Annotated in this window: 7 protein-coding genes; all 7 read right to left on the bottom strand. The window is 30.1% G+C overall.

What is annotated here, in order from left to right; translation table 11 throughout:
- Complete coding sequence (locus tag ADIWIN_RS11580; protein WP_040757163.1) at positions 1-2,613, bottom strand: hypothetical protein; 2,613 nt, start codon at positions 2,611-2,613, stop codon at positions 1-3.
- Positions 2,614-5,127, bottom strand: coding sequence for a hypothetical protein (locus ADIWIN_RS11585; protein ID WP_020896452.1), 2,514 nt, complete (start codon positions 5,125-5,127; stop codon positions 2,614-2,616).
- A 181-nt stretch (positions 5,128-5,308) separates the two neighbouring features.
- A complete protein-coding gene (locus ADIWIN_RS11590; RefSeq protein WP_020896453.1) occupies positions 5,309-6,355 on the bottom strand; it encodes a restriction endonuclease subunit S in 1,047 nt (348 codons plus the stop codon).
- A 67-nt stretch (positions 6,356-6,422) separates the two neighbouring features.
- A complete protein-coding gene (locus ADIWIN_RS11595) occupies positions 6,423-6,710 on the bottom strand; it encodes a restriction endonuclease subunit S domain-containing protein (RefSeq protein WP_020896454.1) in 288 nt (95 codons plus the stop codon).
- On the bottom strand, positions 6,700-8,325 hold the full coding sequence (locus ADIWIN_RS11600) for an HsdM family class I SAM-dependent methyltransferase (RefSeq protein ID WP_020896455.1): 1,626 nt from the start codon (positions 8,323-8,325) through the stop codon (positions 6,700-6,702). The genes ADIWIN_RS11595 and ADIWIN_RS11600 overlap by 11 nt, the downstream gene beginning before the upstream one ends.
- 22 nt (positions 8,326-8,347) lie before the next feature.
- Complete coding sequence (locus ADIWIN_RS11605; RefSeq protein ID WP_020896456.1) at positions 8,348-9,346, bottom strand: virulence RhuM family protein/type II toxin-antitoxin system death-on-curing family toxin; 999 nt, start codon at positions 9,344-9,346, stop codon at positions 8,348-8,350.
- Positions 9,347-9,393: 47 nt separating this feature from the next.
- Positions 9,394-12,462, bottom strand: coding sequence for a type I restriction endonuclease subunit R (locus ADIWIN_RS11610; protein WP_020896457.1), 3,069 nt, complete (start codon positions 12,460-12,462; stop codon positions 9,394-9,396).
- Between the last annotated feature and the right edge of the window lie 76 nt (positions 12,463-12,538).

A 12,538-nucleotide genomic window follows, 5' to 3' on the forward strand; every position in this document is an offset into this window, starting at 1 on the left:
TTAATCTTTAAAGCTTTGTCCCAAACCCATCAATCGAACACGTTCTAACCATTCATAAATCATTGCTGAATTGTATTTTAAATTCCCTTTATCATCTTTTTCCTTTTCTAATGCTATTGCCATTAATGCATATTCATTTTCTAAAGAAGTAGAAAAAATCCCCTGATCATCTGTATTAATAGAAACCGATAATTGTGGACATTTTTTGATTAAATCGGTATCCATTTCCAATCCTAAATTAAAAAATTTTGTAATAGGGTGTTTAGCATACCTCTTAAATGTACCAATTAAATAATTAGATGTAGGATTAGTTTCTATAGCTATATTTCTATTCTTAAGCTCATGTTGCATATTATGCTGAACTTGTTCTACCAATTCCATATATGCATGAGTGATCTCAAATTGTTTAATCTCTTTTCCTTTCTTTTTTATTTTGCTATTAAAATGGTACTGCTGGTATAAAATCTTTAAATCAATTTGATTTCTTAAATTTTTATTTCTTGGATACTCTTCATTAATCCTGCAACGCTCCCAATAGGTTAAATTAATTTTCTTATAAACATCACTATCTAAATCCTCAAGATATAAATATGGATCATCACCTCTTAACTTCCAAGCATCATAAAAGGATGTATGATGAATATGCTTATTTTTTATTCTATTCCCATCATCAAAATTATGTGAATATAATTCATAATATAAACTCTCAAATAACTTTTCCAATCTGTTAACTTCATTCCTATGAATTGATATTCCAAACTTTCTAATTTTTGCTAATAGCCAAACAACATTATCCAAAATAGTTTCCTTAGGTAACATTAGTTTCCCTTGTTTAAATTGATAGTAGTCTTTCACATCAATACCCAAAGCTAATGCATGACCAATTCTATCACCCTGTTTTAGATTAAAAAAATTAATACACTCATCTATAGACCTTAAGCCATCCGTTATATCATAAAAGTCTTCACCAACGTGATAGGTGGCGTAAATTTTAGGTTCCTCTAGCTTCTGTCGAAGATGGTTATATTTCCCTTTTAATTTATGATTTTTTAAATATCTAAAGCCTTGAGCAAATACTTCTGGTGAAGCATTGAACTCACTAGAAGCTGCATCAATACCTCTAATAAGATCGGACAAATCAGAATAGCTTTCTCTTAATTTACTTATGGCTACAGATTGATCCTTAATTTCCTTTCTAGAAACATGGTGTCTACATAAAATTTCTGAAGATAAATCGGCACATTTCTGCTTATCCTTCTTTTTTATGTAATGAATTATATAAAATATACCATTTTTTGCTAGACTATATTTTGATGTTTTTTGTCTGTTTTTTTGTTCTGATTGAATTGCATTCTTCTTTACCGCTTCATTATACCCAGAAATACTGTTCTTAAGCTTATAAACATCAGATTTTGGTGCTACCCTCAATTCAAAAGATTTTAAATTCATGTGTTTTTTAGTATCATGAACTGCTAAATTCATAAATGCTGTATGATACAACGAATTGTCTTGTAAAAAATACTCCTTTCGATTCTGATATTTAGAAAAATTACCAAAACCAACCTTATCATTTACCTGTATTAATTCAGATCTAAATTGCGCTTTTATTAGTAGATATGCATGAAATAAATGAATATAGGATTCAAAGGCCTTGTTTCCAGAGTATATTAATTTGAAACAATCGTAAAGTAATTTACGTTCCCCATAAAACACATAGGATTTCTTTAAATTTTCCTGATGTATATTTTTTGGTAAAGCATAATCTAAAACTTCATAATTCCCTTGATGTAAAAATCGGTGACCTAAATCAAATCTAAGGACTTGTATTCTTTTAATTAACTCTGTTAGATTCATTACTAAATCTGAAGAATCCAGCAAATTACTTTCTTTACTTAAATCAATATTAAAATCATCGTCTATCCTATTAACAAAACAAAATAATTTATGTCTAATGTAAGCCGCTTTGTATATTAATATCTTAAGTTCTTTTTTTGATTGCTTAGAACTGTTTGAAACCTTTGTTAATAGACTTAAATCTTTTTCTAACAACTCAAACTTATCACTAAACGATGTTGGATGATTCATTAAATTTAACCAGCTCAAGTCGAATACAGGACCAGATCCCTTTAAATGAAAATGATTCTCCGCCAACCCTTTTTTCAATAATAAGTGCAATCTTTTATTACCTGAAAATGCAGTCCCACGCCAAGCAAAAAAGCATCTTTTTCTTTGAGAAATATTATCTAGATGAGCAAAGTAAGATGTAGTTAACAGATCTTCACCTAAATAATAAGATAAATCACGCCATTTTAAGAAGTGTTGATATTCGATGAAAGGCTCCATATCTTGCTCAACCAGGACAAGATTAGTAAAATTGATTAGGATATTAAAAAATGTTTCAGATTCTGGATTACTACTAGTAAAAAACCAATCTTCTTCTAGTTTCTTGCAGACGTTATCGATCTCATTTAAAGAATAATTCGAAAATATAGAAAAGCTTTTTTCAAGAAATATATTTTTATCAATATACTTTTTACTGTCCTTTTCTTTTAACACATAGTCAGAACAAAAATCTAAAAATAAAACCCTAATGGATCGACGAAGGTTATCCATTTATAGAGATTTTAGATATTCCTTTAACTCTTTTATCCCATCAATTTGCTCTTTATCATTTTTAGAATTTACCTTACTCTGAAAAGACCTTATATTATTAACAAGTTCTTCCGAACCTGAAACTTCTTCTAACTCTTGTAATAATTTGGCGTAAGTTTGACTTCTAAATGTTGGCTTATTCTTTATTTTGATATATATTTTATCTATAACCTTTTTTATGTCAATAGATAAAGGGCTATTGACCTCATCAATTGGGGTTGATTCGTCAAAAATTGTATTAATTACAGTTATAAGTTTATCTGTTATTTCATATTCATTATTAATCTTTTGCTGAATATCATATTTAATATTTAACTCCTCTAGGACGGTCAACTTATAATCACCTCGAATAAACTTTTTTAATAGAACCAAAATGATAGGATTATTTGTAAAATCCTCTACCAATTTTGAATTTTCCATAACATCCAATGAATAAATAATACCATAAATAAATTGTAAACATATATTTTCAAAATAAGTATCAGGAATTTTCTCTTTAATTTTTTCTACCTTAAAGTTACTAATTGATTCATACAGTTTTAAAGTAAATGATATATCATAAAGTTGACTAATAAATATTGACTTCTTATACCACTCGCTATAAACTTTTACAAATGCATCATCTGTTGAAAAACCTAACATTTTCTCTTTAGATAAAATATTTAAATTATAATAATTATGAAAAATTGCGAATGGAGAAAAAACTCCTTGTGACGTGTTTTCAATTAATATTTCTTTCTCACGATCATTCCTATAATCAGTATAACCAATTCCTAAGTAAAGTATAAACTGACTCAATATAAACTTGTCTATATTAGTTTCTAGCCTTGAATTATAAGAAGTAATTCTGTCGTGAAATAAAACAAAATCTCTTCGTTTGTTACTTTTCTTTTCACTTGCTAGTATTTTATAATACGAATTAACAAACCCATACTTAGACATTTTATTTACAGTATGTTTATTCTCCTCACTTTGCATTATTCGAAGTCGAACGGAAAAATAAATTTTAAAATAATCTAGTAATTTAATTAATTCAAGATCATCTATATTTAAAATACTTTCCAAATATTGTGTTACATAGTATAGGTCTCCTAATGAAATTACATCAGGCATTGTTGATGTATAAATATCTAGGACATTTTTATTTTCAGAAGAGAAACCTCTGCGCCTATACGGAGGATACATAGTTTCCTTTTTACCTTTATCATGAAAAATTTGATATAAACGCCTTATAGATTTAAATATTAATAAATCATCGGAAACCTCTTCCAATTCTTTAAAAAATTCCATTTGGACATCATGCCTAAATATATCTTCTAAAATAAAGTTTTTTACATTAATGAAGTCAATTATCTTTAAACTTTCATCAACATTCTCTTCGCATTCTTGATAAAATACATTTATAAAATTTTGAGTCTCTCGGATAGTCTCTGGTAATATATAGTTACGATTAAGTATGTTCTTGGTTAAAAAGAGTAACGTATTTTCATAGACAAATTTTATAACAGACTCATTAAACTGTGAAGGTGGATTATTAAAAATTTTCTTATTCTCATATCTTACTTTAACTTCTATATCTTTTAACTTTTGAACATCTGGCAGAAATAATCGTCTATTAAATGGTATTAATTTATCTAAATATCTTTTCGCTTTACCATTTGAATCTTCTGAAATTTTTTGCTTCTCAAAGTTTATGACAATTGCTTCATTCAACTGTTCCACTTTACAGGCTATTAAAAGAATTATTTTATCTTGAATTAGAAACTGTCTTATATCTTCTAACATTTCATAAGCTCCTGATACATTTAAATCAAAATCATCAATTGCTATAATTAAATAATTATTTCCTTTTAAAAATTTGTCTAAATAAACTTCAACCAAACTTTTAAAACATTGTCTAAGATTACTCCCTGTAGCCAACTTACTTAAAGCTTCAATAGACTCCAATTTATAAAGATCTTTACGGTCTGAATTTATGACTTGTAAGTTTTCAAAAACATCACTGAAATGTGTTATAATAGACCTTCTATCTTCGTCTTGAATTTTAAAATCATTATCCTTTATTTTTGATTGAAATTCCTGAAACATCTTAGCTAAAATAATTTCAAATAGGCTTTCCTCTCCTTTAAACAAAGAAGGATCAATTAAACCTATCCCAGATATTTTTTTATTATTAAGTTCCTCAAAATCATTTTTAAAGAAATCTTTATGATCTTCATGACCTTTATTTATTAAAGCCTCCATAAATGATATCATGGAAGAAGACTTTCCTTTACCCCTCTCTCCTGTGAATGCTATAATATTATTAAAATCATCATATACAGACTTACCATTTTCATCTGATTGTTTAACAATCTCAATAACATTTTTGATTGCAGTAACATATACTTCTTTAAAAATAGAGTCATTAAATTTTTTGCCCTTCTCTATCTTTATTCGATAGTCTTCATTTAAATTTATTTCAAGAGTTTTCATTTTTAAAGTTTATTTTAATTGTTTCACATCTATTCCAAAACGATTCTGACTATTTTAATGAATCTTTTAATATTTAGAGTAATTAGTTTATTATTTAACTAAAGGCTATTTAGGCAAGCGCTATAAGTTCAAAATTTTTAATTTATACAATATAATATCCCCCATTTTAAGGTCGTTAACCTCATACCTTACCATATTTAACATCATCCTCCGCAACCATACCCAACTCCTGCTCTACCTCACCAAGATTCCCATCTACATGAGAATGCGCTACGCGCACCTGCCCATTCATTAACATAGGCAATAACCAATCTCTAAGCTCTGAGAGTTTTTGGTTTTGCTTTGTATTAGCTGTCATCTTATCAAAAAAAACAGCAGTTGCATTTTCAAAATTCTCAAGTATTTCTTTTGGCGGAATAGGCATTTTATAATTTGCTAAAGCATCAGCCTTTACTCTTTTTCTACCAGAAGTTCCTGTCATTTTTGAAATTGAATGTTTCCTGAATTTTTCAGATCTAGAAAGACAACAAGCGAAACTTTTCAGTTTTAAACCAATTCCTCTTAAAACAATAAATTCAGTAGAACCAAAACCTATTTCCTCATCATCTAAAAGAGATATTAAGGCAGTTTTTCCATTTTCCAAACAAGGTGTAATTCTAGCAATTACAACATCATCATTTTGAAACTTCATTCCACCACCAAATGCCTTTTTCTGTAATGGTTTCGTCATAAAACCATTTACAGGTAAAGCATTCATATCTATATAACTACTTACATTTCCTTTTTTTATCGATAACGTTGGATTAAATTGAAAAAGTTCTTTAACTAAACCACTTTCCCAACCCTCAGGAATCTCACGTTTCAAAGCTTCATTAAAAACCATTTTACCACCAGACGATTTATAAGGTTTACCATTGGCATCAGGAAAATCGAACTGTACAAACCAATAATCGTAAAGTGTTTTAGCCATCGCTTCTAACTCTTGGTTTATTTTGTTGTTGACTTCTATTTTATTCCTTATTTTTTTATAAATGTCAACTACACTATTAAATAATAGATCATCAGGTAAAGCAATCGGTAGTTTATTTAGCTCTCTTTGGTAAAGAGCAATTACCGTAGTAGTTCCTTCTTTAATTCTATCAAGTAATTTTTTAGAAGAAGGTATATTCAGGAATGCATTTATAAAATAATTCATATCAGAATTGCCATTATCAATTCTGACAAGCATATGATTATAAAGAACTTGCCTATCCTCAATATTATCAACAATACACGTTTTACCAACTAATGAAAGGCTATTCCTCACATTTATCAAAAAAATCTCCATTATTTAACTTGAACTCCTTTATTTCTTTAGAAGTTGCTTCTGTTCTTTTTAGGTCGTCTAAATTTACTGTTCCCTTAATATCAATATCTCCCATTTTGAGATATTCAACATTTCCTTCTCCAAGTTGACTATTACTTCTAATCATACCTTGTTGATAAGACTTCATTATGTCTTCCCAAAAAAACCACTTCCAGTTATTAGGTAACTTATAAGGTTCTAATGTTTTCGTTATTGTAGATACAAAACTATTTTTCATATCTAAAAGTTTTTAAATTATTCTGAATCTCTTTTTCCAAACTTTTAGATTCCGAAAATAAACTTTCTAAATTACTTTCAAAACCTTTCATTTTAGTTGTAAACTCTTCCGCAGTAATATCTATATATTCAATTTTTACTTCAAAATACTGTCCTGCACTTAGGCTGTAGTTTTTGGCTTTTATATCGTCATAGCTTACCACAACAGATAAATCGTCTTTGGCTTCTTTCGCATTAAAAACATCTATAATTTGTTGTTCTTCGGCTTCGCTTAAAACTGTTTTTTGGTTCTTTCCTTCTTTTACTTTGGTTCCTAAATTAGAAGCATCTACCAACACCACATCTTTAGTATTGGTTTTATCTAAAAACAAAATACTTACGTTGGTTCCTGTGGTTGCAAAAATATTAGATGGCATAGATACGACACCTGCCAGCATTTTACTTTCGACTAGTTTTTGTCTAATTTTTTTATCGATACCAGATTGTGCGGTTATAAAACCTGTGGGCACTACAATGGCTGCTTTACCTGTCTCTGTTAAGCTGTGCATTATGTGTTGTATAAACAGCAAGTAAATAGCCATAGAATCTTTCTTGCTTTTAGGTATATTTGGTATGCCTGCAAAAAAGCGTTCTTTATTAGCTTTACTGTCTAAATCTGCGCTGTAATCGCTAAAATCTAACTTAAATGGTGGATTGGATACGATATAATCAAACTGTTCTAATTGGCCGTTGTCTTGTTTGTGATACGGACTTAAAATGGTGTTGCCTTGTATAATGTTTTGTATGGAATGCACCAGATTGTTTAAAATAAGGTTTAAACGCAATAAGGCAGACGATTTTTGCGAGATGTCTTGCGAGTAAATGGTACACTTATCTTCGCCAATGGCGTGTGCAATATTCATTAACAAGGTTCCCGATCCCGCACTTGGGTCGTAACAAGTTACGTTGTTTACATCGTCTCGAGTTACCAAACAAGCTGCCATAATTTTGGCTACAGCGTGTGGTGTAAAATACTCAGCGTATTTACCACCAGAATTGGTATTGTAATCTTTAATTAAATACTCGAAAATAGTGGCAAAAAAGTCAAATTTCTGCGTAAATATATGCTCAAAACTAAAACCAACGAGTTTGTTTACTAAGGCCTTGCAGAAGTCATCTTTTTTATCGGTAACGTATTTACTTAGGTTTTCAAACAACACCACTTTTTCGCCTCCTTGTGTGAGTACCGAGAAAATATCGATATTGTCTTTGGCTACACTTACTAAGGTTTCATCAAAAATATCAGCAAAATTGTCTTTGTTTTGTTGTTTGAATAAACGCGACAATAAATTTTTGGGTGCAATGCGCGCCGTGTTTTCGCTTATTTGCATGGTTAGCATTTCTAAATCATCATTAGAGTATTTTTCTAAAGCCTTATTAAAATCTTTGGCTTTTGCTAAATCGGGTTCTAATTGTTTTAACTCATAAACGTATTTATCGTTTAAGAATTTATATAGAAATACTTGGGTGATTATTTTAAATTCGTTTCCGTCATTTCCTAAACCATAATTAGCACAGACGCTTTTTAGGTCGTCTATAAGTGCTTTGGTTTGGGTTTCAAATTGGTTTGTTGTCATTATATTTAATTCTGTATTTTTTTTAATTACTATTGTTTCTGTTTAATACACTAATTACCAAACGTGTTACCGTTTGCATTTCTTCTGGTTTGCTAGAAGCAATAAACAGAGTTAAACTCGCTAAAGTATCATTACTAATAATAGGTTGTTGTTGGTTATTAAAAAGCATGTTGTTTTGTTGTAGAAACTTTAAGAAACAAGCTGCTGCAATACGCTTGTTACCATCTACAAATGAGTGGTTTTTTACTACAAAATATAAAAGCATGGTTGCCTTTTCTTCTAGGCTTGGGTAAAAATCGTCGTCTCCAAATCCTTTTGCTATTTGCGCCACAGAACTCTGGAAGCTTTTATCTTTTTCTTTGCCAAAAACATCAGAATCAAACTCAGTTAGCATTTGGTTAATTATCGCTTGATAATCGTCTAAACTTGGGTAATTGGCTTCTGTTGTCGTTAATCCTTTAGCGTCTAATTCTTCATGATCATAATCATCTAAAAGACTTAATCCTTTAGCAAAAGTTTCTAATATTATATTATCTGAAGCTTTTTCTTCTATAGCTTTGCTTACTGTTCTGGTTAAAATATGAATCCCGTCTTTTAGTAACTTTACTTCTTGTTCTTTTTGCTCTAAACGTTTTTGGTTAATAGTATACCCTTGAACTAAATGGTCTTTTAAGGTTTGAGTTGCCCAAATACGGAATTGTGTCCCTTGTCTTGACTTTACTCTATAACCCACAGATATGATAACATCTAAATTATAGTATTTAACGTTTTTAGATTGTGTTTTTCCTTTAATAGCGCCATGTTGTGTGGTGTGTCGGAAATCCCGACATACCATATCTTCCGTTAACTCTCCTTCTTTAAAAATATTATTAATATGCTCTGTTATGGTCGTCCTTCCTTTTTTAAAGAGTTCAGCCATTTGCGCTTGTGTAAGCCAAACCGTTTCTTCCTCAAATTGTACATTAATTTGAGTAGAGCCATCTTGAGCTTGATAAATTTCTATTTGGTTTTTTATCTCCATATATTTTCAACTATCGCATATTTTACGACAGTTCGTTGTTATTGTTGTTACGCAACGTAACCGTTGTATTCGTTCATGTATTCTTTTACGATAAGACTATTAATCCGTCTTACATCGGTGGTATTAATGTCAATCTTTTGTTCTTTTTTAAATTGGCTCACTACTAAACGCATCATCATTTTTTCTACATAACTCTCGTTTTCTAATAACTTAGAGTTTTGTAAAATCTCTTTATCTACCGCTGTCTTTAATCCTTTTAAAGCGTCAAACAATTTGCGTTCGCTATCGGTTAATGGGTCTTTTTCCATTAAACGTTTGTGTATGCGTGCATATTTAGCATCGTAATCGTATTTCGCTTTTAGCAACTGGTTTTCACGCTCTAGCTTTTTTGCTTTATCATAGATTTCGTTTAAAGCTTTTATGTTCGCTTCCATTTCTTCTTTAGTGACTTCGCTTAAATTCTTCTTTTTAAACAAACGCTCTAATTCCTCACGTAAAGAAATGAAGGTAGGATCTTTCTGGTCGAAGTTTCCTGCTAACATTTCTCTTGTTTTACCTAAGGTATTTTTCAGTTCGTCTGCCAATATCATTTCTTCTTCTTTCACTTTGGTAAAAGCAAAAATGACATCTTCTAGAGCTGTGTTTAAAATGTTATCGGTATCGACATTGTTTTCTAAGGCTATTCTGGTATTTATTAATGCTAATCTGTCGTTAGTTAATCGTGATAAAACCGATAGTTTTCTAAAGTCTAATTTTTCGAGCAATTCAAAATTACCAGACAAACGAATGAGGTTATAGAGTTCTTTTGAATTGTTTAAAACTTTAGCAATTTCACGAATTTCTGTACGCTCATTTATTTCTGAAATTTGTTGAGTAAAAACCTCTTTATTATTCGTGTCAAATTTGAATAATACATCCTTAATTTCTTCTATCTCCTCTTTTATTTCTTCAGGTTTTTTAAACAGATTTGAATAATGCTGCATCTCATCACCCAGCTCACTTTGCAACTCATTAAAGTAATCTTGATTGGTTTTATCAAACTCTTTCTGTATATCTGCAAAATCTACCACATAACCGTATTTATGGGTTTTGTAGGTTCTGTTTACACGTGTCAGTGTTTGTAGTAGGTTATGCGATTTTATCTTTCTACCTATATATAATTTCTTTAATCGTTTGGCATCAAAACCAGTCAATAACATATTGTAAACAAATAGAAAATCGAGCTTACCAACTTTAAAATCGGATACCCAATCTCTTCGGTCTTGTTTGGTGCCAATATCATGTAAAATAACCTGTGCTTTGTTTACTTTACTTTCTTCTTTTTTCTTGTTGCCATAACTAGCAGGTTCTTCTGCTGCTTGAAGTAAATGAGATTCTGATTTTTCAGCGTATTTATTTTGAAAAATCTCTTGCATCATTTTAGCTTGATCAGAAGAATCACAAACGACCATACCACCGATACTATTATCTCCCATAGAAATTCTAGCTTGTTCCATATCTTTAACAATATAGTCTAGCATAGGTTCTACAAAGCGATGGTCTGCATAGAGTTTCTTTTTATCAATATTACCCTGTAATACTTTTATATTTTCGAGTGCTTCTTGTAATACAAGTTTGTAATTGGTTTCAATTTCTTCACGAATTAATCGTAAGGTGTAACCATCTTTAATAGATAGATTGTAATAATATTTATGAATATAATCGCCAAATAAGGTTTTCGAATTATATTCTGAACCTAGTAATGGTGTACCTGTTAAACCAATTTTAATGGAATGTTTATCTGCCAATTCTAAATTCGCTAAAAAGCTACCTTTAGGATTATAACTACGGTGTACTTCGTCTAAAAAGAAAACACGTTGCACACTTAAATTGTAATCGTTATTTTTTATAACATCAGGATCGTCTTTAAACTTCTGAATATTTACAACGGTAATTTCTGCTTTTCCAGAACTGTTGTGTAAAACGCTTGTCGATTTAATGTCGCGACTAAATGCTTCTCTAGAATCTACTTTATGAACCACTAAACCACGTGCAGTAAACTCCTTTGCTGCCTGGGTTAATAAATCCAAACGATCTACAATAAAGTAAAACTTTGGAATGATATTATGCTTCTGAAAATAATGCGTGAGGTGTTTTACATTAAAATAAGCCAAAGCCGTTTTTCCAGAACCTTGTGTGTGCCAAATGATGCCTTTTTTAATACCGTTTTCCAACTTGTTCTCTATGGCTTTTGTAGCAAATAGTTGAGGATAACGCATAATATGTTTTTCTAGTCCATTTTCTTCTTCTACATAAGCAAAAGCATAACGTAAAATAAATTTTAAACGTTCGCGTTGAAATAAAGATGTTGCAATAGAATTAGTTGCCGTGTTCGGGTTTTTGTTAGATTGGTATTCTTTATTACTTTTTATACTAAGTAGATTAGTATCCTTTAAAACAAAGTTTTCATCTTCCTCTGAAAGAGGTTTTAGTAATGTTGTTAAATCAAAGGTTTCTTCTTCTCTAAAGTAATTGAAAGCTGGTTTTTTATAATTTGTGGTACTATAGAAAGCACCTTCCAGCATTTGTGTGTCTTCATCACTGTATTTCATGTTGTTAGAAAACACCATGAGTTGTGTTAGGTTGATAAACTTACGGAATTTCTTGTTTTGAAAACGTCTTTGCATACGTTTATGTTCATCTTGAACACCATTTCTGTTATTTGGCTTTTTCACTTCAATAAAAATTAAAGGCATACCGTTTATTAACAGAATAATATCTGGTCTAAAGCTTTCATCATCTTTATTGTATGGCAATTCTGTAACAACATGAAAAGAGTTGTTATCAAAATTTTCAAAATCAATTAGCTTAATTCCCGATTGGTCTATGAGCTTATTATAAAAGGCCCTTCCTAAATCCTCATTTTCTAAGGATATAGAAATATCATCATATATTTTTTGAATGTCCTTATCTGATAGCTTTGGATTTATTTTCTGAATTTGTTCATCAAAAACAGATCGAAATATATTTGTGCTTTCGTCCCATGAATTAGTTTTTAATGACAGATACTTATACCCTAATTGGATTAGATGTAATATAGATGGTATCTTAACTCTAGAATCTTCGTTGAATATCATACATAATAAAGCCTATGTTTCAAACATAAGCAAATTGGTTCATAATTTTATTGTCAACTAGGGATAATTCTAAGGG

The organism is Winogradskyella psychrotolerans RS-3 (assembly GCF_000427335.1).
Classification (GTDB): Bacteria; Bacteroidota; Bacteroidia; order Flavobacteriales; family Flavobacteriaceae; genus Winogradskyella; species Winogradskyella psychrotolerans.

Excerpts from the sequence above, each read along its gene's own strand:
- ADIWIN_RS11580 (WP_040757163.1), bottom strand. The coding sequence starts at position 2,613 with ATGGATAACCTTCGTCGATCCATTAGGGTTTTATTTTTAGATTTTTGT.
- ADIWIN_RS11585 (WP_020896452.1), bottom strand. The coding sequence starts at position 5,127 with ATGAAAACTCTTGAAATAAATTTAAATGAAGACTATCGAATAAAGATA.
- ADIWIN_RS11590 (WP_020896453.1), bottom strand. The coding sequence starts at position 6,355 with ATGCTTGTCAGAATTGATAATGGCAATTCTGATATGAATTATTTTATA.
- ADIWIN_RS11595 (WP_020896454.1), bottom strand. The coding sequence starts at position 6,710 with ATGAAAAATAGTTTTGTATCTACAATAACGAAAACATTAGAACCTTAT.
- ADIWIN_RS11600 (WP_020896455.1), bottom strand. The coding sequence starts at position 8,325 with ATGACAACAAACCAATTTGAAACCCAAACCAAAGCACTTATAGACGAC.
- ADIWIN_RS11605 (WP_020896456.1), bottom strand. The coding sequence starts at position 9,346 with ATGGAGATAAAAAACCAAATAGAAATTTATCAAGCTCAAGATGGCTCT.
- ADIWIN_RS11610 (WP_020896457.1), bottom strand. The coding sequence starts at position 12,462 with ATGATATTCAACGAAGATTCTAGAGTTAAGATACCATCTATATTACAT.